This window comes from Caballeronia sp. S22, assembly GCF_964261745.1.
In the GTDB taxonomy this organism is placed as follows: Bacteria; Pseudomonadota; Gammaproteobacteria; order Burkholderiales; family Burkholderiaceae; genus Caballeronia; species Caballeronia jiangsuensis.
Genome location: NZ_OZ180037.1, coordinates 96,348 through 117,899 on the forward strand (window position 1 = coordinate 96,348; position 21,552 = coordinate 117,899).

Below are 21,552 nucleotides of genomic sequence, written 5' to 3' on the forward strand. Positions count from 1 at the left end.
AGCGCCTACGTCAGTTCGAGCACACGCTCTCCGGCAAGGAACGCGCGCACCAGTTCATGCGCCTGCGCCTTGTGCGCGGCCTGCCATGAAGGCGCGAGCATGTCGGTATCGAACATCCGCGAGATCGTGTACGCGTTCGACTTGTGAAAATAAGCGAGGCTCACGAGCGTCACATACAGATGCAGGGGATCGATACCGCGACGCAAGGTGCCCGCGGTTTCGCCGCGCCTGATCAGCGTGCGCAACTTGTCGAGCACGGGCGATGACATCGCCTGAATCACTTTCGAGCGCTTCAGGAAACGTGCGCGATTCAGGTTCTCCCACGACAGCAGGCACAGCAATTCCGGATGCGCCGCGAAATGGCCTTCGGTGAAATCGTAGAGCTGCAGAATGCCGCTCGCGGGATCGACGCTCCGCACGTCGAGCGTCACCGCGAGTTCCGCTTCGCGCAACCGCGCGAGCACATGTTCCAGCACTTCGACATACAGCGCTTCCTTGCCGCCGAAGTAGTGATAGATCATGCGGATGTTCACCTTCGCGCGGCTCGCGATAGTCTCGACGCGCGCGCCGCTGAAGCCCTTGTCGGCGAACTCCCTGATGGCGATCCTGAAGATGCGCTCGCGCGTTTTGGCGGCGAGCTGCTGGCGGCGTGTGGGCTCGTCTTTCTTGTTCTTCGCGGGAACAGCGGTACGTGGCATGAATTCGATCGATGAGTTGAACACGGCGCGACGAAACACGATGGTACTCCGTCGCGCCGCCGCAGCTAGCGTTTGAACGGCTGCGTGAGCGCGGGCGGCGCGGTCTGCCGGCCAATCAGGCCCGCCACCGCGACCAGCGCGAGCAGGTACGGCAGCATGATGAGCAGCGCCGTCGGCACGTGCAGGCCGAACATCGGCAACTGAAACTGCATGGCGGTGGCCGCGCCGAACAGCAGGCACGCGAGCGCCGTGCGGCCGATCTTCCAGTTGCCGAAGATGATCGCCGCAATCGCGAGATAACCCGTGCCGTTGGTCATGCCTTCGGTGAACGTGTGAATATCGCCGATGGAGATGAAGCATCCCGCCGCCGCCGACATCACGCCCGAGAACAGCACCGCGCCGTAGCGGATGCGCGCGACGGGCAGGCCCGACTGATCGACCGCGCGCGGCGCGACGCCCGTTGCATGCAGCGCGACGCCGAGCGCCGTGCGCCGCATGATGACCGAAGTCGCGAGCAGCACCGCGAGCCCCGCATAGAGCAGCCACACTTGCCCGAACACGGGTTCGCCGATCAGCGGCAATTTTCCGAGCACGGGCGGCGACCAGTGCGCGAGTCCCGGAATCGCGGCGCTCGATCTTTCACCGAAGATCTCGCGATAAGCGAGCGTCGTGCCGCCGAGCGCAAGAATGTTGATGCCGATGCCCGTCACGATCTGATTCGCGCGCAGCGTCACGCTCAGGAACGCCTGCAGCAGCGCGAGCGGAATCACGCCGAGCATGCCGCACAGCAGACCGATCGACGGATTGCCGGTGAGCCATGAAAACGTCGCGCCGAGAAACGCGCCGGTGAGCATCATGCCTTCGACGCTCATGTTGAGCACGCCCGCGCGCTCGCTCACGAGTTCGCCGGTTGCGGCGAGCATCATCGGTGCGGAGAGACGAATGGATGCGCCCGCGAAGACCGCGAGAAGTTCGAGATTCATCGCCGTGCCTCTCCCTTGTCGAGCCACAACGCGCCGCCCGCGAGCGCTATCGTGACGATGCCCTGCACGATCAGCACGAGCGCCGAAGGCACCTGCGCGACCATCTCCATGTTGATGCCGCCCGAGCGCAGAAAGCCGAACAGCAGCGCCGCCGCGAACACGCCGGTAATCGAACCGCGCGCGAGCAGGCCGACCACGAGTCCATCGAAACCATAGCCCGACGAGAAACCCGCCTTGAGCGAGTATTGATCGCCTTGCAGCATCAGCGCGCCGGCGAGTCCGCTGAACGCGCCCGCGAGCGCGAGCGCGCCGACCAGCGATGACGTGATCGGCAAGCCCGCGCGTTTCGCCGCGATGGCGTTGAGCCCGGCGGCGCGCAGCGCGAGACCGAAGCGCGTGCGCGCGAGCAGGATCGCGGATGCGATGGCGAGCACGATAGTGACCGGCAAGCCGATGTTCAGGTTCATGCCGCTCGCGGCGAGGATCGCGGGCAGCTTGGTCGGATCGGGGATTTCGAGCGATTCGGGCAAGGTGGCGCCGTTCGTCATCGGCTGGCGCAGCAGCGCTTCGCTCTGCACGCACCAGTAGAGCAGCCATACCGCGATGAACGAGAGCAGCAACGTGCTGATCACTTCGTTGGTGCCGGCCTTCGCCTTCAGCACGCCCGGCACGCCGCCCCACACCGCGCCGGCCGCAGCCGCGCACAGCATCGGCACGATGAACGACAGACCGAAGGGCAGATGCGCGCAGCCGCCATAGAGACTCATCGCGGTCGCGACGATGCCGCCGATCGCGAGTTGCCCTTCTCCGCCGACGTTCGTGAGCTTCGCGCGGTTCGCGATGACGAAGCCCGTGCCGACGAGTGCGAACGCGAGGCTGCGATTGATCGACGCGCCGATCGCATACGGCGAGCCCCACGCGCCATCGGCGAAGGCGGCGAGCGCCTCGGCGATGGAAACGTGCATCAGCGCGATCACCGCGAGCGCGGCGAGCATCGCGAACGCGACGGCCGCCGCGATCACGCATGCCACGCGCAAGTGCGGCCAGCGCGCGCGCCAGCTTTGCGTACCGGGCGCGGACGCGAGCGGTGTTTGCAGCTTCATGTGCCGATTCATGCAGTCTCTCCCGCGCCAGCCATCCACGCGCCAATGCGTCCGCGATTGCTCGCATCGGGCGTGCACGTGCCCATGATGCGTCCGCGATACAGCACGACGATGCGATCGGCGACGCTCATCAGCTCGTCGAGTTCGGAGGAAACAAGCAGCACGCCCACGCCGCGATCGCGCGCCGCGCGGATGTGCGAATACACGGCGGCGACCGCGCCGACATCGAGACCGCGCGTCGGTTGCGCGGCGAGCAGAAAGATCAGCGGATCGAGCGTCAGTTCGCGCGCGAGCACGGCCTTTTGCTGATTGCCGCCCGAAAGTCCGCCGAAGAGCGCATCGGGACCGCTCGCGCGCACATCGAAACGCTGCATCAGTTCGAGCGCTGCGGCGCGCATCGCGCGGCGCTTCAGAAAGCCGCCGTGCGTGTAGCGGTCGAGATGATTGAGCAGCAGATTGTCGGCGAGGCTCATGCCGGTGACGCAGCCGACCGCGTGCCGGTCTTCTGGCACGATGCCCACGCCCGCTTGCGTGAGTTCGCGCGGGCTCGCCTGAGTCATGTCGCGCCCCGCGATGAAAAAGCGCCCCGCCGATGCGCCCGACATGCCCGCGAGCACCGCGCCGAGTTCGCTCTGGCCATTGCCCTCCACACCCGCAATGCCGACGATCTCGCCGCGATTCACGACGAGCGTGCAGTCGCTCAAGCGCGCGACGCCTTCGGCATCGCGCGCGCTGAGTCCATCGATCTGCAGCACTTCATCCTGCAACGGGCGCGAGTATGGCGAGACGCTTTTCACGAGCGACAGACGCCCGGCGAGATCGTCGGGGGTGTCGTCGCCTTCGCGATGGATCATCGCGTGCACGAGCCGGTCGATCTCCGTCGCGGGCGATGCCGAACGCGCCACCACGCGGCCCGATTGCAGCACGGTCGCATGCGTGGCGATGCGGCTGATCTCTTTCAGCTTGTGCGTGACGAGCACCACTGCACAGCCGCGCGCGGCCACGCGTTCGCAGGTGTCGAGCAGCGCGTCGATTTCGGCGGGCAGGAGCACGGCGGTCGGTTCATCGAGCAGCAGGAGACGCGGCTCGCGCATCAGGCACTTCACGATCTCCACGCGCTGCCGCTCGCCGACCGATAGATCCGCCACCTTCGCTTCGAGCGCCAATTCGAGGCCGACGCTCGCGAGCACCTCGCGCACGCGTTCGGCTTCGCGCTGCCGGTGAAGCCATCCGCGCGCCTGTCCGAGCAGCAGGTTGTCGAGCACGCTGGCATCGTCGACGAGACTGAAATGCTGATGCACCATCGCGATGCCGTGTGCGAGCGCCTCGCGCGGATTGCGCGGACGATACGGCGCGCCGTTCACGCGCATGGCGCCGGAATCCGGCTGATGCACGCCGAAGATCACGTTGCACAGCGTCGATTTGCCCGCGCCGTTTTCGCCGAGCAGGCAATGCACATCGCCCGGCATCAGGTCGAGCGAGACGCCTTCGAGCGCGGTGAACGTGCCGAAGCGCTTGCCGATGTCCGTGAGCGCGAGGATCGGCGCGGCATCGACCGAAGGATAAGGCAGCGTGCTCATCCCTCGGACACCTTGATCTTGCCGCTCAGGATGTCGTCTTCGATCTGCTTGAGCTTCGCGTCCATCGCGGGCGTCGACTTGCAGACGACCATGCCCGACGCCTTCGGTCCCATCGCGAGGCCGAACGCCTTGTAGCCGGGCTGCCACTGCCCTTTCTCCAGTTGCTCGATCGCGTATTGCGCCTGATAGCCGACGCCCGTGATGCTGTACGCGATATAGAGCGGATCGCTTCCGCAGCGGTCCGTATAGCTGCCGATGATATGCGTGTCCTTCTCCTTGGCGGCCTGTTCGAGTCCGCGCAAGCCGAGGTTCAGGATGTGATAGTGGACATCGGCGCCCTGCGCGATGGCCGCCGCCGTCGCTTCGCGCGACTTCGCGACATTGTCGAAGTCGCCGGTATAGCTCTCGAAGTATTTGATCTTCGGATTGACGTAGCGCGCGCCGTTGCCGAACTCCTTGCCCGCGTTGACGATCGACGGAATCTCCATGCCGCCGACATAACTCACCGCGCCGTTCTTCGACAGCATCGCGGCCGCCGCGCCCGCGACGAACGCGATCTCGGCCTGCTTCACGTCATAGCCCGCAACATTGGCCGGCATGTTCTCGCCCTTGTTGCCGCCGACGACGGAGAACTTCACGTTCGGAAAGCGCTTCGCGATCTTGAGCACGGCCGCCTGCGTCTGTCCGCCGATGCCGATCACGAGCTGATTCTTCGTCGCGAGATTGGTGAGCGCCTGCTCCATGTCCGCGTAGTTGATGTTCTCGATGATCTGCGTCTTGAGCTTCGGCCCGAACTCTTTCTGCGCGGCAAGCACGCCGTCGTAGCCCGACTCCATCCAGCCCTTGTCCGTCTTCGAGCCGGGAATCAGCACGCCGACGCGCATCGCGTCATCGGCGGCGTGCGCATCGGAGAGAAAGAACGCGGGCGCGGCGAGCGCGACGACACCGGCCGTCACGACGAGGCGCGACACGAGACGACGGCGCAATTTTTCGCGAGAAGCCTGTTGCAAGCTCGACATCACTGGCACTCCTTTTGCGTTGACTTTCGGTAAGTAGGTTATTCATGACTGAAACGCTCATTGCAACTTCGATGCCAATGCGCCTTCAATGCGATGAAGAACCGCTTCCTCGATGCCACGCAGAACACCGACGGATGACGCGCTTGCGCCGCGTCTCCGATGCACTCGTACTCCATTGATCCAACGCTTCGGAGAACCCGATGGACCACGCTTCAAACCCAGACCGGACAACGCCCGGCGGCCCGCTCGGCGCCTTTGCGCAGACCCGCTGGCACGCCACGGATGCGCTCGTCGACATGGCCGTGCAAGCGCCCGCGCCGCGCATCGCGATACTCGATTCCGCGCCGCAGAAAGTGCGCTTCGACATCGAGAAGACGGCGCTCGTCATCATCGACATGCAGAACGACTTCTGCACCAAAGGCGGGTGGGTGGACCATATCGGGGGCGATTACGGTGCGGACCGCGCGCCGATTGCACCACTGCAGCGCCTGCTGCCGATCGCGCGCAAGAGCGGCGTGCCGGTGATCTGGGTCAACTGGGGTAACCGGCCTGATCTCGCCAACATGCCGCCGAACCAGCTTCATCTGTACAAGCCGAAGGGCACGGGCATCGGACTCGGCGAGCCGCTACCGGACCACGGCGCGCGCGTGCTGGAAAAAGACTCGTGGGCGGCCGCCGTCGTCGATGAACTGATGATCGAGCCGCAGGACATTCGCGTGGACAAGTACCGCATCAGCGGCTTCTGGGACACGCCGCTCGATAGCATCCTGCGCAATCTCGGCGCGCGCACGCTCTTCTTCGCGGGCGTGAACACGGATCAATGCGTGATGCACACACTCACCGACGCCAACTTCCTCGGCTACGGCTGCGTGATGCTGACCGACTGCTGCGCGACGTCATCGCCCGCGTTCTGCACCGAGGCGAGCATCTGGAACGTGAAGAAGTGCTATGGCTTCGTCGCGGACTCGCTTCAGTTCGCCGATGCGTTGAGGGGAGCGAATCAATGAGCGCCTTCGTTCCCGGCCCGCGCGTACATGTCGCCGCAACCTCGGGCGGCCCGCTCGATGGTCTGCGCTTCGCCGTCAAGGATCTGATCGACGTGGTCGGCGTCACGACGGGCGGCGGCAATCCCGACTGGCTCGCAACGCACGGACCCGCCGCGCGCCATGCGCCTTGTGTCGCGAAACTGCTGGCCGCCGGCGCGAGCGTGGACGGCAAGACCATCACCGATGAACTCGCCTACAGCCTCGAAGGCGTGAACGCGCATTACGGCACGCCGGTCAATCCGCGCTGGCCGCACGCGTTGCCGGGCGGATCGTCGAGCGGCTCGGCATCGGCGGTTGCGAATGGCGATGTCGACTTCGCGCTCGGCACCGATACCGGCGGTTCCGTTCGCGTGCCCGCCGCGTTCTGCGGCCTGTGGGGCATTCGCCCGACGCACGACGACGCCGCGCTCGACGGCGTGCTGCCCTTCGCGCCCTGCTTCGATACGGTGGGCTGGTTCGCGCGTTCGGGCGAATTGCTCGCGCGCGTCGCCGACGTCATGCTCGATGACGTCACCGCACTCGACGCGCCCGCATCGTTCGTGCTCTTCAAGGAAGCATTCGATACGCGCGCCGAGCGCGAGCCTGACGATGCGCAGCGCCTGCGCGAACTGTCGATGGCGCATGACGAGATCGAGATCTTCGCAGGCGATCGCGCACGCTGGCTGCACGTGTATCAGCACTTGCAGGACGATGCGATTCGCGCGTCGCTCGGCGCGTGGATCGATGCGCATGCGCCGCGCTTCGGCGCGGACATCGCCACGCGTTTTGCGCGGATGAAGTCGCTCGACGACGTGGAAGTCGAACGCTGCCGCGCGATGCGTACGACGCTCGCCGCTCACGTCGACGACATCGTGGCGAAAGCGCTGATCGTGCTGCCGACGACGCCCCGCGCGCTGCTCGACAAGAACGAGCCGCCTGACGACATCGGCGCGTTCTATCGCGATGCGCTCACGATGAACGCGGTCGCCGCGTTCGGCGGCTTGCCGCAAGTCACCGTGCCGGTCGTGAACGGACCCGACAGGCCGCTCGCGCTGTCGTTCATCGGTCCGCGCGGTAGCGATCGCGCGCTGATCGCCCGCGTGCGCCAACTCTTTCCCACTGTTTCGTGAACATGAACCCCATGTCCTCTTCCATCGACGCCTATGTCGAAGCCGCGCTCGCGTTGCATTTTCCGGCGCTGTCCGACGAAGCCGCCGCGCGCGTGAAAGCGCAATTCGCGCGCATTGCGCAGCTCGCCGCGCCTGTGCTCGCGTATCACGTCGATGCCAACGACGAACCCGCGCCGGTATATCGCCCATGACGACATCGAACCATTTTCCGTATGGCGCACTCGCCATCGCGCGCGCTTATGCCAACGGCGACTTCAGCGCCCGCGAACTGATCGAGGCGACGCTCGCGCGCATCGACGCATACGACGCACAGGTCAACGCATTCACTGCCATCACACGCGAACGCGCGCTCAGGGAAGCGGACGCGCTCGATGCCCGCCGCGCGCGTGGCGACACGTTGCCGCCGCTCGCGGGCGTGCCGTTCGCCGCGAAGAATCTCTTCGATATCGAGGGCATCGCGACGTTGGCCGGTTCGCGCGTGCTCGGGGACGCGCCGGCCGCCGCCCGCGATGCGGCGCTCGTGACGCGTCTCACCGGTCAGGGCGCGATCATGATCGGCGCACTCAACATGGACGAGTTCGCCTATGGCTTCACGACCGAGAATCATCATGCGGGGCCGTGCCGCAATCCGCACGATCTGACGCGCTCGGCGGGCGGATCGTCGGGCGGCAGTGCAGCGGCGGTCGCGGCGGGCTTCGTGCCCATCACGCTCGGTACGGACACCAACGGCTCGGTGCGCGTGCCCGCGTCGCTGTGCGGCGTGTTCGGCGTGAAGCCGACTTATGGACGCCTGTCGCGCCACGGCACCTATCCGTTCGTCGCGAGCCTGGATCACATGGGCGCTTTTGCGCGCAGCGTCGATGACCTCGCGGCCACCTACGACGCATTGCAGTTCGCCGATCCGCTCGATCCCGCGTGCGCGCAACGGGCCTTCGAATCCGCGAATGCGAAGCACGGCGGATTGCGAGTGGCGCGGCTCGGCGGCTATTTCGATGAACACGCGAACGACGACGCGCGCCATGCATCACATGCGGCGGCAGAGGCGCTGGGCGCGTCCGAGACCGTCGAGTATCCCGATGCCGATGCCGCTCGCGGCGCGGCGTTTCTCATCACGGCGGCCGAGGGCGGTCAATTGCACATGGCGAACCTGCGTACGCGATACGACGAGCGCGAACCGTTGTCGCGCGATCGCCTGATCGCGGGCGCGCTGCTGCCGGCGGCGTGGGTGGTGCAGGCGCAGCGCGTGCGCGCGGCGTTGAGAACCCGCGTGCTCGAATTGTTCGAACGCTACGACGTGCTCGTCGCGCCGGCCACGCCGATGGTCGCGCCGCGCATCGGCGACGAGTTCATGGACATCAACGGCGAGCGGCTCGCCGTGCGGCCAAATCTGGGGCTCTTGACGCAGCCGGTGTCGTGCCTCGGACTGCCGGTCGTCGCCGCGCCGATGCGCACGAGAAGCGGGTTGCCGATTGCCGTGCAACTGATCGCACCGCCGTGGCGCGAGGATCTCGCGTTCGAAGCGGCGCGCAGGCTGGAGACGGCGCAGGTCGCGCATTGCCCGCCGCCGCCCGTGTTCGACGAGGCGCTGCTTTTGCCGGGAGCGGACGCATGAACGAGATCAATCGGCCCGACGTGCTTGCCGAAGTCGATGCGGCTTTCGACGCGTACGAGCAAGCGCTCGTCACCAATGACGTCGCCATGCTCGACACGCTGTTCTTCGACTCACCGCATACCCTGCGCTATGGCGCGACGGAAAACCTCTACGGCTACGATGCGATACGCGCGTTTCGCGCTGCGCGGCCGGGCCAAGGCCTCGCGCGGGAGATCACGGCGCGCGTCGTGACGACATACGGCGACGCGTTCGCCGTCGCCAATATCGAGTTTCGGCGCGATGGCGAGCCGCGCATCGGCAGACAGAGTCAGACGTGGGTGAAGATGCCCGACGGCTGGCGCGTGGTGAGCGCGCATGTGAGCTGGATGGGCGCGTAGACGCTGTGCGGTTCGACGATCAGCTCAGCACGCATCGAGCGCAGCCTTGAATCCGTCTTCCGTAAGCGGCTTGAGATATGCGCCATCAAAATGATCCGACAGCTCGTCCACGTGACGCGCGTCACCTGTTACCGCGACGACACATGCGAGCTTGCTCGGCCCCGCCGCCCGCAAGCGCCTGCACAGATCGCGGCCATCCACATCCGGCAAGCCGATGTCCAGAAAGATCGTGTCGTATCGGGTCTCGCGCGTGAGCAGCATCGCCTGATGCCCGTCATAAGCGACATCCGCGTCGTGCCCCAGAGACCTTGCCAGATCTCGGAACGCCTCGCAGAGGCGCATATCATTTTCTACAAAGAGGACGCGCATAGTTGAGTCACCGAGGCGTTGTTCGTCATGCCTCAGGTCGACTCAAGGGCTTTTGAGATCAGACCGTCCTGAAGCTGTTGTCTATTGAGCAAGATGCAGGCCAACCTCGAAAGGACTCATTCCCGCCCCATTCTTTGGCAGGATGTTTGCGCCGATCGCTTCCCGATTTTTATTCAGCCGACGACAGGCCGAATCGCGGCGCGGCCGCTATGTAGCGTTCCAGAAAGTGATGAAGGTCGGCGGGCGTCGGACGTGTTCCCCATCCGTCGCCATGATTCAGCGAAGCGAGCGCCATCCAGGAATCCGGCGGGTGCAACGCATCGATGACCTCGCTACCCTCCATCACAAGCAAGCGTCCCGTCGACGGCTGGAATTCTGCCAAAACTTCGCGAGTGGCAAATCGCACGACAGCAATCACGGATTGCGTCTTCATGAATTCCCCTCGTCGTGATGGGCGTCATGGTGCATTGCAACACAAAACTTTTAGTAGCGTACTGGCCCCTTGCATCCCGACGCTTTGCCGCTGCGCGCGCCGTCAGGCAAACGAAGGACTCAGGCATGGACGATGCAGAGACGACCGCAATACGACTTTCAGAGACAAAGCCATGTCCGTCACGCACGCCGCCACCAGACATCCATCGAGGATCGCTCCGGCCATCTTCGAACTCATGAATCCCATCCCTTATGGACTCTTTGTCGGCGCGCTGATCTTCGACATCACGTATATGAGCACGCGTAATGTGTTCTGGGGCAAGGGCGCCGCGTGGCTCGTCACAGCGGGGCTGATCGTCGCCATCATTCCCCGTCTGCTCAACCTCGGTCATGTATGGATGCAACGGCGGCGCGTGGTATCGCGAATCGAGAGGATGGACTTCTGGCTCAATCTGCTTGCGATCGTCGCAGCGATCGTCAATGCGTTCGTCCACAGCCGCGATGCTTATGCGATGGTGCCGGAGAACGTCATCCTCTCTGTCGTCACCGTCGTGCTGCTGAGCACCGCCCATATCGCCGTGGCAATGAACCGGCTCGATTTCGCGGAGGCGGCTCATGAATAAGCACACCGCGGCATACGCGCTCGTCGTCGCCGTTTCGGGGTTGATGAGTGGATGCAACGAACACGCGCAATACGACGCGGTGCATCAGGCGGGAGCCAATCCGCCAATGCCCGAGGCGCGCAACTTCTTCGCGCCGCCAATGCAGGTGCCGAAACATGTGGGATGGAAGGACGGCGCCGCGCCCAAGGTCGCCGACGGTCTGAAGATCGAAAAGATTGCATCGGGACTCGTGCATCCTCGGCAGGTCTATGCCCTTCCCAATGGTGACGTTCTCGTGGCTGAATCGAATAGCCCGGACGAAGAGGCCGTGACTACGCCGAAGCAGCTTATCGCGGGACTGATCGAGAGCAAGTCCGGAAAGAAGGCCAAGGGCGCGAATCGCATCACGCTACTGAGAAAGTCAGCCGACGGCAGCGGCGAATGGGAGCGGCATGTGTTCATCGACAATCTGCATTCTCCATTCGGCATGCAGCTTATCGGAGATACCCTCTATGTCGCCGATACCGATGCGATCCTGAAGTTTCCCTATAAGACGGGCGCAACGAGCATCAACGAGCGCGGCGTCGAGCTCGCCGATCTCCCCGATACGATCAACCATCATTGGACCAAATCGTTGCTGGCGAGTCGTGACGGCAAGAAGCTCTACGTGGGCGTCGGCTCGAACAGCAATGTCGGCGAGAACGGCCTGGACGTCGAGTATCGGCGCGCGGACGTGCTCGAAGTCGATGCGGCCACGGGCGCAAGCCGCATTTATGCGGCAGGCATTCGTAATCCGACGGGACTGCAATGGGAACCGAAGACAGGCCAGTTGTGGGCAGTCGCGAACGAACGCGACGAAATCGGTGCGGACCTCGTGCCCGACTATCTGACCTCGGTGAAGGAGAATGCCTTCTATGGGTGGCCTTATAGCTATTACGGCCAGCATGTCGATCCGCGCGCACAGCCGCAACGTCCCGACCTCGTCGCCAAGGCGATTCCTCCAGACTTCGCGATAGGTTCGCATGTCGCGCCGCTTGGGCTGATGTTCTATACCGGCAACAGTCTTCCGGCGCAGTATCGCGGCGGTGCCTTCATTGGTGAGCACGGCAGTTGGGATCGCTCGCCATTGAGCGGCTATGTGGTCTCCTACGTGGCATTCGAGAACGGCAAGCCTGTCGGTGCGCCAAAGGATGTCGTCACGGGCTTTACATCGGCGGATCAGAAGGAACTGTACGGCGCGCCTGTGGGCGTCGCGCAGGACCGCGAAGGTGGTCTGTTGATCGCCGATGACGTCGGCAACGCGGTGTGGCGTGTTACGGGCGCGGGCGGGTAATGCGTACTAGCCCGCTCCGCTGAAAGAACTGGGTTTGAGCTTTCTCGCGACGTCAACCATTCAGCGTGGCCGCATGTGTGGTCGCGAGAAAAGCGAAAGCGCTACAACTGGATTGGATACGGCAGCAATTCGCCGCTTTCATAGCGCTTCGGCAGATCAGGCGTGGCGTTCTCCCACACGAGCAGCATCGAACGCTTCTGCGAATAACCTTTGTGACGGATGTCGGCGGGCATTGCCGCGATGTCGCCCGCGTTCATCGTGATGCGCGCGCGCGGCTCACCGCTATCCTTGTCAGCAATGTCCCAGATGATCTTGTCCGAGAGCTGCAGAAACCATTCGACGCGATCGTTGCCATGAAACACCGGCAACATGAATTCCTCCGTGGTCGGGCAAAAGAGACTTTGCTGACACACCGAGGTAACCGAAGGATTCCATGTCACGTCCGAACGCGACAGATACTTGAACAGGCTGAATGCGTGCAACTCCTGTTCGAAGCCAGGCTCGGCGTGAACCTCGGGCTCGTCCTGCTCGACATCTGCAAAGTGGCGATTAACCGGAAGGTCGTCGCGCAATGGTGAATCGCCCTCGATGCCCGGCATGCGCTTCGTCGCAATGCGAAAGCGCTCTATTGCCTCGAGGTTATCGCCATTCTTATCGCCAAAAGCAGAACCGGTTTCCCCGGGCGCCGCGAACGGGTCGAAGCCTTCATTGACCCAATCCTTGAGGATCTCCTTGAACGTCGCCATGATTAGCGGCGTGTCGAACTGCTGCACGTAATCGATCCCCGCTTCCTTGAAGTTCGCGTTGTACGTGCCAGCATACAGATCGACCTTGCCGTAATGGTTGCGGGTCCCAAGGACGTGATCGAAGTTGACCCAGCCGTAGAAGAATCCCCATGCGACATCGCGCATCATGGCGCGCAGAAAGTCGTCGACCGGAATCTGATGCGTACGGGTTTGCCCTTTCGACGGCCACTTCACCGTGGCGAAATACGAGTCCCGACTGAATTCGAAATCGCCAAGCCGGAATGCACGATATCCGGTTACTGCGTCCGCATCACTCGCGGAGACGGATTTCTGATTGCTTCTGTTTTCCATATGAACTCCGAAACTGGCTTGTCGTAAAGGTGAATCAACGCACACAGATATCAGCCCACTTTTCGACCGAATGCCGACCACGAATAGTTTGAAGAAGAAGTACCCCCGTGGTCGCCGCGTCGAAACGATATGCGGCGCAAGCGGGCAACAGTGCCTGGTGGCCTCGGCGCAACCGTACGCGTCCCATGCGCTGCCCCGCCGGATCCTTATCGAGAAGAACGCTGCCTTCAACGGCCGCGTCGACGAGCGGCCCGTCTGATGGCTTGACGAAATGCACATCGATTTCGCCATCGATCGCCACGACGAATTCATCGTGCGACGCACAGAACCAGGGCGAAGCGCCTTCCGCACGAATGGTTTCGATCACATACTTGAGATTCTTTCCAACGACAATTTTTTCGTATGGCCTGGCAGCGCCAGCAACCTCGAAAACATTCGACATCGCGTAATGCTCAGCCTTGCCGCTAATGATCTCGATGGATCCCTTCTTAAAGCTATTCAAGCTTCCAAACAACGTCTCTTGCATTTCTGCCTCCGTTTGATTCCGTGAACTGTTGCGTGACTGAAGATTAGACGGAGGTTATGAGTTCATCAATGCGCGGAACGTTCTGGAATCGCGAACATCGAGTCTTTGGATAAGATGTCAGGATTTCTACCTAGCATCATGCCGTTAAGGGAATGCGCTAGATGCCGTCCGTGTGACAACGCGAAGCAGCATGGCGACACGAATCGCCATGCCGTGCGACGCTAAAGGCTTCCAATTCCAATCCAATTCAAACTCCGCTCACGCGAAGCATGTCATTTCGAATTGCCAGTCAATCGCTTTGCAATCGTCGCGACGTGTTCTCCCTGGAACCGGGCGATCTGAAGCTCGTTGTCGCTGGGCTGACGCGAACCATCCGCTCCCGCCAGGGTCGACGCTCCATACGGCGTTCCGCCCGATACTTCGCTCATGTTGACGAGACGTTGCTCCGAGTAAGGAACTCCGACGATCACCATCCCGTGATGAAGAAGGGTCGTGTGAAAGCTGGTGATCGTCGTTTCCTGGCCACCGTGTTGCGACGCAGTGCTCGTAAAGACGCTGCCGACCTTCCCGATCAGTCCGCCCGACATCCATAGCCCGCCTGTTTGATCGAGAAAATTACGCATCTGCGCGCACATGTTGCCGAACCGCGTCGGAGTACCGAAGATGATCGCGTCCGCCTCCGCCAGCACCTCCGGCGTCGCGAAAGGAATACTGGCGAACGCGGCGCGATAGCCTTTGACTCCGCTTTTGACCAAAACATCTTCGGGTACCAGTTCGGGCACCTGCAATAGCGTGACTTCGGTGTCTCCGACTGCCCGCGCACCGGCCGCGATCGCCTCGGCCATCTTGTAGATATGGCCATACGAGCTATAGAAAACGATCTGAATTTTGGTCGTCATGTCTCTTCCTGAGTTAGTGTCTGTGCCTGAAGGCAATATGACCGATGGAATGCACTCCATAGTCCTGTGGCGGATTGCAACCGATCCGGCTCACGATCCGTCTGCCACTTTCAGCATAAGCAGGACCATTAAACAAGACAACCGCGTCACCGTTCGGGTTTCACGAACGATCCGATCGGCATATCCGCACGGTGCGTTCCGTCGACATCGAAGGGCTTCAGACGCCAAGGCGTCGACATTAAAATCCTGTCAACCGGATTTACCCTCTCGATTCACCAGAATCACGGCACAAAAACCAGATCAGACTGTTCTGGATTGGCAAACCACTTCGCATTGCTTCCGTAAATCCTGTTGGTTACGCTTGATTCAACTGTTCCGGCCACCCGCAGTCCGACGCGCAGGGGGCGGGACATTCCCCGCATAAGCACATCAATAGGAGACAAGACATGGAAACGTTAGACGGCGTGGTGGTCATCGGTGGCGGTCCCGTTGGACTGCTCACCGCCCTGAAGCTCGGCAAGGCAGGCGTGCGGGTTATCGTGCTCGAGGCGGAGCCAGGTGTTTCGCCCTCACCGCGAGCCGTAGCCTATATGCCACCCACCGCCGCCGCGCTGGATCGCTTCGGCCTGCTCGATGACATCCGCAAACGTGCAGTGTGGTGTCCGGACTTCGCCTATCGGCACGGTGACGGCTCGCTCATCGCGACAATGGACTGGAGCGTCCTCGCTCACGACACGGACTACCCATACATGCTGCTGCTTGGACAGAACCACGTGTCCAACGTCATCGTGCAGCACTTGCGCACCCTGCCCAATGTGGATATCCGCTGGAATCATCGCGTCGAGGCCATCGATCAGGATGCCTCGTGGGTCACGCTCCAGACCCGTGGCCCCGGTGGCACGACACGGTTGCGCACGCGCTGGGTCGCCGCAACCGATGGCGCACGCAGCACGGTGCGCGAGAAGGTCGGCCTGACCTTCGACGGCATCACGTGGGCCGAGCGCCTCGTGGCCACCAACGTCTTCTATGATTTCTCGCTGCACGGCTATTCACGCGCCAATTTCGTCCACGATCCCGTCGACTGGGCGGTCGTCGTCCAGCTCGATCAAAGTGGCTTGTGGCGGGTCTGCTACGGAGAAGATCCGTCGATATCAGAGGCCGAAGTCCGCCAGCGCCTGCCCGAGCGCTTCAAACGTCTGCTGCCTGGAGCGCCGACGCCCGATCAATACCGGGTTGACCATCTCAACCCATATCGCGTTCACCAGCGATGCGCGCCCGAGTTCCGTCGTGGCCGTGTGATCCTGGCAGGTGATGCCGCTCACGCAACCAATCCAATGGGTGGCCTTGGACTGTCGGGCGGCGTACTCGACGCGGAGCATCTCGCCGAGGCCCTGATTTCGGTGATCAAGGAGGGTGCGTCGCTCAAGCTGCTCGATGAATATGCGATCGACCGCCGCAAGGTCTTTCTCGAATTCACCTCTCCCACGGCCACGGCCAACTTCACCTGGATGAAGGAGAGCGACCCGGCACAACGCGCGCGCGACACCGCCATGCTCGAACACGCCGGCACCGATCGAGCCGTCATGCGCAAGATCCTCCTCGATTTCGAAAAGCTCAATGGCCGAAGGTTTATCGAGCCGCAACTCCTCGCTGCATGACATCACGACATCCGACGGTCTGACAGAGACACGCACTGTCAGACCGCTCATCGGTGGATGTCGAAGACGTCCTTAAAACGAGTATCGATCCGATCAGGCCGAACCGCACGACGCGAGAATCAGAACTTCTCGCGGCATCGGAGATCGTCTGCGCCTCCGCTTTTCAGAATTGAACGGAAGGGAAAGATGAAAAAAGCTGGTTTTATCGCAGCGAGCTTGTTCACGGTCGCGCCGTGCGTCCACGCTCAAAATAGCGTCGTCATGTTTGGACTCGTCGATGCGGGTATTTCATACATAAGCAATCGCGGGGGGGCGTCATCGTGGAAGATGGACGATGGAATCGGCGTCCCTAATCTCTTTGGATTGCAAGGCAGTGAGGATATCGACGCGAGCACCAAAGCCGTGTTCAGACTCGTCGCGCAGTATATGCTCGGTACGGGTTCGATCGTTGGATTCAAGAGTAATGCGGATCAGGCAAGCGGCCTGCTGTTTTCTCGAGAAGCCTTTGTCGGCCTGGCGGACGATCATCTTGGCACCTTGACCTTCGGTCGCCAGCAAGACTTCATGGTCGACACGCTCCTCGGCGATGTCGATGCGGACGCTGCCGCCTACGTGGGCGGCTTCTACAACTTTCGTGATGGCCCGTTCGCCAAACTCGCACTCCCGGATTCACCTCCCGGCGAGGCATATGACTTCGATCACATGAGTGGAAGTCAGCCGTTATCGAATTCGATAAAGTACAAGTCTCCGACATTCGCCGGGATGTCGGTAGGCTATCTTTTCGCGTTCGGAAATACAGCCGGCAACTTCAGACAAAATAGCGCATCGAGCGCGGGTGGAAGTTTTGCCGCGGGTCCGTTCGCCATTGGCGCCGCCTATACGTCCGTACGATATGCGGAGCTGGGAGGCGGAGCCATCCAGAACATCGGTGCCGGGGTGCGATATAAGATTGGATCCAGTCAGATATCTGCTCTCTTCACGAACACCCGGAATACCGCCAATGGAGCAACAGTCAATATGGTGCAGGCGGGCGGCCTTTATCGATTCACGTCTTCAATTGCGTTCGGCGCGGACTACATGTACATGTGGGGGAATGAGGTAGTCGATCGAAACCATGCGCACCAGGTGACGGCCGTTGCTCAATATATTCTGTCCAAGCGGACAACGACGTATGTCGACGTTGTCTATCAGATCGCAAACTCCGGTGCGACGGCATCTATCAACGGAACCTTCGGACCTTCGAGCAGCCGTTCTCAATGTATAGGGCGCGTAGGGATTCAAACGCGCTTTTAATCAAGGCCTGCCCGTCAAACGAACGATGCGGCAGGCCACAGGACGGACATCGAACCAATTAGCCTGTCCGGCACGATCACTCGCTTTTTTCTTGGGACAAGCCGAGCAACCTGTCCCATTCCGGCTCCATTGAAAACGTCGAAGAGAGAAGATCAAGGAATAGTTTGACCTTAGCCGTAGTGCGATGTGAGGTTGGATAGACCGCAGAAAAATAAGGTACATCGGTCTCGAAATCGGGAAGAACGCGAACGAGATGCCCTTCCAAAAGATCACGGTAGACCACCATAGTTGGCAAATAGGCGATCCCCACCTCTCTACGAGCAAACTCCTGAATCAGATGTACGCTGTTGGAACGAAGCGTGGGAACCAGCGAAATCTCGCTGTGCTGCGAGCCGTTATCGAGCGACCAACGGTTACGCCACGGGTAGTATCGGTAACAGGCGAAATCGTGGCCGCAAAGATCATCCGGAGTGGAAATAGGTGACTTCTCTTTGAGATATCCCGGAGCAGCCACGAACACGCCGCGCATTCGGAATAGGCGACGCTCAATCAGAGATTCCGACGCGGGCGGAAAGATCTGCAGTACAACATCGTATCCTTCCTGAACAGGATCTACGACCTGGTCGTTGGCAAAGACGTCGAAATCGATATGCGGATAGTTCTTTCGAAAGGTCGCAATCACGTCCGGCAGATGCTCCAGCGCAAATCCGTTCAAGGCCGCGATTCTCAGAGTGCCGGTTAGCGCAGTCGTTGTATCGCGGGAGCGCTGCGAAAGGGCTTGCATCCTGCCGATAAGATCATGACACTCGGAGTAGTACGAAGCGCCGAACTCCGACATTTTCACCGCCCTGCTCGAGCGATGAAACAGAGATACCTCGAGATGCTCCTCAAGTTGCTGAACCCGCGTGCTGATGACGGATTTGGCGACACCGATCTGCCTCGCTGCGGCCGCAAAGCTACCGGACTCCGCGACGCGTACGAATGCTTCTATGCTTAGGTAAATATCCACGAGACGTCTCCGGCTTCTTGTGCACTCGTTGCGTGCGCTTCGGCCATCCCGCGTTGCTACGCTGTCAGGTCGGTCAGCGCGCAGGTAACGCGCAAGATGGGTTCGAAACGATACCACCTCGGAATTTAGTGAACTAGGGTGGAATTCCCGTAACCCGAACCTGTGATGCAACGCCGCGGGTAGCCTTCAACCGGCCACAGATATCAAAACCAGATCAGACTGTTCTGGATTGGCAAACCACTTCGCATTGCTTCCAAAGATCCTGTTGGTCACGCTTGACTCAACGGTCCCGGCCACCCCGCATTCCGACGCGCAGGTGGTGACTGTCAGCCGGCGTACTCGCCGCAGAGCATCTCGCTGAAGCCTTGATCTCGGTGGTCAAGGAGGGTGGATCGCTCAAGCCGGTTCTATCCGCTCGATCTCGGATCGTCGAGTTTCTCCCTCGCGGCCTCCTCCCATCTCCGTGGAAATTTTCCTTAGATACTTAAACGTATTCGCATACTTTATGGTATCTTGGTGGCTGGTCAGTATTTCCCCCACCAAATTTGGGAGTCGCCAGCCATGAAATTTTGTTTCGCGCTCTACCTCTCGGTAGTTTTCGCAGTGATCCCCCTTTCTGCGACTGCGCAGAGCACTGACACATTCAATCGTGCGCAGGCGCGAGCAGAACTTGCAGAACTCGAGCAGCAGGGTTACAACCCCGGCGATTGGATCCACTACCCGCAAAGTCTGCGCATCGCGGAAGATCGTCGAACGCAGACAGCGAACCAACCGAAGCCCGTTCAAGCGTCGCGAGCGGAATGAGTTACTCAATAAAACGCGGCATAAAAAGCTTAGTACTACATCCAAAGTACTGCGACCTGCTTTTGAGGCCAAATTCGGAGCGTTCGTTCAACGCTCGCGACGTCCCATAAAACATGCTGGAAGATCGAGATGTGTTTGAAACGTACAGTGCGAGCTTCGTTATCCGTAGTCGCGCTTTTGGGCATGGCCGCGTGCAGCGTGGGACCGGATTTCCGATCGCCTGAAGTGACGCCGCCACCTCGATCGCTTTCGATGAACGCGAACGATGTCCCCAGCCGCCTGACGGATCAGCGCCTGAATCCAGCGTGGTGGACGCTGCTCAACGACCCGCTGCTAACGTCGCTCGAAGCCCGTGCGGCGGCACAAAACCTGGACTTGCGATCTGCACAGGCGCGGATAGGTCAAAGCCGGGCCCGGCTGCGCATCGCGGGCGCGGACCTTTACCCGACAATCAGCGCAAACGCATCTGAGTTGCGCGAGCGAGCCAGCCCAAACGGAATATTGAAGTTGAGTGGACCATCGAGCCCGGTCAGCGCCACCGCGGCAAACGGCGCGGACCCTTACGGAACGAGTTCTTTGAGCGGAAGTGGTGGCGCCGCACCCTACAACCTCTGGCAATACGGTTTCGACGCGAGTTGGGAGTTAGACCTCTGGGGCCGAGTACGCCGAACACGAGAATCCGCGCTGGCCACCGCGGAGGCCGCAGAGCTGGAGGCCGAAGGCGTGAGAGTGTCTATTTCTGCGGAAGTCGCACGGACGTATCTCGAACTTCGCGGTGTCCAGAGCACGCTCGGCATCGCACGTAAAAATCAGGATATCGCTCGTGCCAGTCTCCGTCTTGCGAAACACCGCGAGGACGAAGGCGTTGCAACGCACTACGATAGTGCGAGCGCCGCTGCGCAAATGGCAACGGTCAGTGCTTCGATACCAGAACTCGAACGGCAGGTGTCTGCGCTGATGAATGCGTTGGCGCTTCTCGTAGACGAGGCTCCCCATGCGCTCGATGACGAACTCGCGAAGACGGCGGACGTTCCAGCCCCACCCGATAGCGTGCCTGTTGGACTCCCTTCCGAACTCGCGCATCGCCGACCGGATATCTTGCGCGCCGAGGCGGAGTTGCACGCTGCAACTGCGGACATCGGCGCGGCCAAAGCGAACTTCTATCCGACCGTCAGTTTGACCGGCAGTTTCGGCATTCAGGCTTTGAAGTTCAGCGAAGCAGGTGACTGGAGCGCGCGACAATTCGCGTTCGGTCCGGTCTTGCATCTTCCAATTTTTGAAGGCGGCCGTCTCGTGGGGACGCTCGCGTTGACCAAAGCAAGGCAGCAAGAAGCCGCAATCCAGTATCAACGCACGGTGCTTGGTGCGTGGCACGAAGTAGACGACGCCATCACCGCGTATCGCAGCGACCAGCTTCGAAATATGCAACTCAGTATCGCCGTCGATGAAAACCGTATCGCATTCGAAACGGCGAAGAATCGCTACGGCCAGGGCGCATCGACTTTCCTGTCCGTGCTCATCGCTCAGCGTGACCTGCTAGCCAGCGAAACCGCACTTTCGCAAAGCCAGACGAACGTGTCGGTCTCGCTCGTAAAACTCTATAAGGCCCTGGGCGGTGGATGGGATGCGCCCGAAGGCGGCAGCGGCTCATACGCCCGCGCGACAATCGAACGTCCGGTTTCCGTCAGGCGGGCGGCAGGAGGTTAGCCAATCGATCTCGAAAGCTTTTCAGCGGCAAGGTCCGCAGCAAGTCGAGCTTCTGCAAGGCTATCGGCTGTACCTGATCCCGCCTCCCCTGTTCCGCTGAATGTCTCGATTTCCCAGCGCCATTGACCATCCAGTTCGTCCTGCCAGACATATAGCCTGCGATGGCCGACGCTGAACAGGTTTGCATCGAGATCACGCACCCACGCAACCGACTCTGATTCGATAACTTCATGCCATTCGGACACGGAAGTATTCATGTGTTCGTCCTTTGAAATACGACATAGTATTACGATACT

At 61.4% G+C, this 21,552-nt stretch carries 23 protein-coding genes; 11 read left to right on the forward strand and 12 right to left on the reverse strand.

Going from position 1 to position 21,552, the window contains the following annotated elements:
- Positions 1-5: 5 nt before the first annotated feature.
- The 5 genes from ACEN42_RS24145 to ACEN42_RS24165 form a co-directional block, all read right to left on the reverse strand.
- Positions 6-698, reverse strand: a complete 693-nt coding sequence (locus tag ACEN42_RS24145; protein ID WP_238292276.1) for a TetR family transcriptional regulator — start codon at positions 696-698, stop codon at positions 6-8.
- Between the two features lie 65 nt (positions 699-763).
- Complete coding sequence (locus ACEN42_RS24150) at positions 764-1,681, reverse strand: ABC transporter permease (RefSeq protein ID WP_250486664.1); 918 nt, start codon at positions 1,679-1,681, stop codon at positions 764-766.
- Entirely contained in the window at positions 1,678-2,796 is a 1,119-nt protein-coding gene (locus ACEN42_RS24155; protein ID WP_371884935.1) for an ABC transporter permease, read from the reverse strand. Before ACEN42_RS24155 ends, ACEN42_RS24150 begins: the two co-directional genes overlap by 4 nt.
- The gene (locus ACEN42_RS24160) at positions 2,793-4,364 is read right to left on the reverse strand and encodes an ABC transporter ATP-binding protein (protein ID WP_371884936.1); all 1,572 of its coding nucleotides are present in this window, start codon (positions 4,362-4,364) and stop codon (positions 2,793-2,795) included. The genes ACEN42_RS24155 and ACEN42_RS24160 overlap by 4 nt, the downstream gene beginning before the upstream one ends.
- Positions 4,361-5,386 (reverse strand): BMP family protein, encoded by a 1,026-nt coding sequence (locus ACEN42_RS24165; protein ID WP_187606738.1) that lies wholly within the window; start codon positions 5,384-5,386, stop codon positions 4,361-4,363. The genes ACEN42_RS24160 and ACEN42_RS24165 overlap by 4 nt, the downstream gene beginning before the upstream one ends.
- Positions 5,387-5,583: 197 nt before the next feature.
- On the opposite strand from ACEN42_RS24165, the gene ACEN42_RS24170 reads away from it, so the two are divergent.
- Genes ACEN42_RS24170 through hpxZ form a run of 5 tightly spaced genes read left to right on the forward strand, consistent with a single transcriptional unit; the run spans position 5,584 to position 9,527 of the window.
- Positions 5,584-6,390, forward strand: a complete 807-nt coding sequence (locus ACEN42_RS24170) for a cysteine hydrolase family protein (protein ID WP_371884937.1) — start codon at positions 5,584-5,586, stop codon at positions 6,388-6,390.
- The gene (locus tag ACEN42_RS24175) at positions 6,387-7,538 is read left to right on the forward strand and encodes an amidase (protein WP_371884938.1); all 1,152 of its coding nucleotides are present in this window, start codon (positions 6,387-6,389) and stop codon (positions 7,536-7,538) included. Before ACEN42_RS24170 ends, ACEN42_RS24175 begins: the two co-directional genes overlap by 4 nt.
- A gap of 11 nt (positions 7,539-7,549) precedes the next feature.
- Positions 7,550-7,729, forward strand: a complete 180-nt coding sequence (locus tag ACEN42_RS24180; protein ID WP_238212182.1) for an AtzG-like protein — start codon at positions 7,550-7,552, stop codon at positions 7,727-7,729.
- Positions 7,726-9,150, forward strand: a complete 1,425-nt coding sequence (locus ACEN42_RS24185) for an AtzE family amidohydrolase (protein WP_371884939.1) — start codon at positions 7,726-7,728, stop codon at positions 9,148-9,150. Before ACEN42_RS24180 ends, ACEN42_RS24185 begins: the two co-directional genes overlap by 4 nt.
- Positions 9,147-9,527, forward strand: a complete 381-nt coding sequence (gene hpxZ / locus ACEN42_RS24190; protein ID WP_187606742.1) for an oxalurate catabolism protein HpxZ — start codon at positions 9,147-9,149, stop codon at positions 9,525-9,527. The genes ACEN42_RS24185 and hpxZ overlap by 4 nt, the downstream gene beginning before the upstream one ends.
- Positions 9,528-9,551: 24 nt before the next feature.
- Here hpxZ and ACEN42_RS24195 read toward each other — a convergent pair whose 3' ends face one another.
- Together ACEN42_RS24195 and ACEN42_RS24200 are read right to left on the reverse strand one after the other, a co-directional pair.
- The gene (locus ACEN42_RS24195) at positions 9,552-9,896 is read right to left on the reverse strand and encodes a response regulator (RefSeq protein ID WP_238212185.1); all 345 of its coding nucleotides are present in this window, start codon (positions 9,894-9,896) and stop codon (positions 9,552-9,554) included.
- A gap of 169 nt (positions 9,897-10,065) precedes the next feature.
- Positions 10,066-10,329 carry a hypothetical protein gene (locus ACEN42_RS24200; protein ID WP_371884940.1) on the reverse strand — a complete coding sequence of 88 codons (264 nt, stop codon included), beginning with the start codon at positions 10,327-10,329 and terminating at the stop codon, positions 10,066-10,068.
- Positions 10,330-10,501: 172 nt separating this feature from the next.
- Here ACEN42_RS24200 and ACEN42_RS24205 point away from each other — a divergent pair, with 172 nt between their 5' ends.
- Positions 10,502-10,951, forward strand: coding sequence for a DUF2231 domain-containing protein (locus ACEN42_RS24205; protein ID WP_371884941.1), 450 nt, complete (start codon positions 10,502-10,504; stop codon positions 10,949-10,951).
- Positions 10,944-12,263: a sorbosone dehydrogenase family protein gene (locus ACEN42_RS24210; RefSeq protein ID WP_371884942.1), complete on the forward strand. Its 1,320-nt coding sequence runs from the start codon at positions 10,944-10,946 to the stop codon at positions 12,261-12,263. Before ACEN42_RS24205 ends, ACEN42_RS24210 begins: the two co-directional genes overlap by 8 nt.
- Positions 12,264-12,364: 101 nt before the next feature.
- Here the strand turns inward: ACEN42_RS24210 and ACEN42_RS24215 are convergent, their stop codons facing one another.
- The 3 genes from ACEN42_RS24215 to wrbA all read right to left on the reverse strand — a co-directional run bounded on the left by ACEN42_RS24215 (position 12,365) and on the right by wrbA (position 14,785).
- Positions 12,365-13,360, reverse strand: coding sequence for a hydroxyquinol 1,2-dioxygenase (locus ACEN42_RS24215; protein WP_187606746.1), 996 nt, complete (start codon positions 13,358-13,360; stop codon positions 12,365-12,367).
- 34 nt (positions 13,361-13,394) lie between these two features.
- A complete protein-coding gene (locus ACEN42_RS24220) occupies positions 13,395-13,886 on the reverse strand; it encodes a hydroxyquinol 1,2-dioxygenase (protein WP_187606747.1) in 492 nt (163 codons plus the stop codon).
- A 272-nt stretch (positions 13,887-14,158) separates the two neighbouring features.
- Positions 14,159-14,785 (reverse strand): NAD(P)H:quinone oxidoreductase, encoded by a 627-nt coding sequence (wrbA, locus tag ACEN42_RS24225; RefSeq protein ID WP_238212193.1) that lies wholly within the window; start codon positions 14,783-14,785, stop codon positions 14,159-14,161.
- Between the two features lie 446 nt (positions 14,786-15,231).
- Here wrbA and ACEN42_RS24230 point away from each other — a divergent pair, with 446 nt between their 5' ends.
- Positions 15,232-16,443 carry an FAD-dependent oxidoreductase gene (locus ACEN42_RS24230; protein ID WP_371884943.1) on the forward strand — a complete coding sequence of 404 codons (1,212 nt, stop codon included), beginning with the start codon at positions 15,232-15,234 and terminating at the stop codon, positions 16,441-16,443.
- A gap of 186 nt (positions 16,444-16,629) precedes the next feature.
- The gene (locus ACEN42_RS24235; RefSeq protein ID WP_371884944.1) at positions 16,630-17,736 is read left to right on the forward strand and encodes a porin; all 1,107 of its coding nucleotides are present in this window, start codon (positions 16,630-16,632) and stop codon (positions 17,734-17,736) included.
- Between the two features lie 76 nt (positions 17,737-17,812).
- Here the strand turns inward: ACEN42_RS24235 and ACEN42_RS24240 are convergent, their stop codons facing one another.
- The gene (locus ACEN42_RS24240) at positions 17,813-18,745 is read right to left on the reverse strand and encodes a LysR substrate-binding domain-containing protein (protein WP_371884945.1); all 933 of its coding nucleotides are present in this window, start codon (positions 18,743-18,745) and stop codon (positions 17,813-17,815) included.
- A gap of 561 nt (positions 18,746-19,306) precedes the next feature.
- Between ACEN42_RS24240 and ACEN42_RS24245 the strand changes: the two genes are divergently transcribed.
- A complete protein-coding gene (locus ACEN42_RS24245) occupies positions 19,307-19,549 on the forward strand; it encodes a DUF4148 domain-containing protein (protein WP_371884946.1) in 243 nt (80 codons plus the stop codon).
- A gap of 129 nt (positions 19,550-19,678) precedes the next feature.
- A complete protein-coding gene (locus tag ACEN42_RS24250; RefSeq protein WP_371884947.1) occupies positions 19,679-21,256 on the forward strand; it encodes an efflux transporter outer membrane subunit in 1,578 nt (525 codons plus the stop codon).
- Here ACEN42_RS24250 and ACEN42_RS24255 read toward each other — a convergent pair.
- The gene (locus ACEN42_RS24255) at positions 21,253-21,513 is read right to left on the reverse strand and encodes a hypothetical protein (RefSeq protein WP_371884948.1); all 261 of its coding nucleotides are present in this window, start codon (positions 21,511-21,513) and stop codon (positions 21,253-21,255) included. The genes ACEN42_RS24250 and ACEN42_RS24255 overlap by 4 nt on opposite strands.
- Positions 21,514-21,552 lie beyond the last annotated feature (39 nt).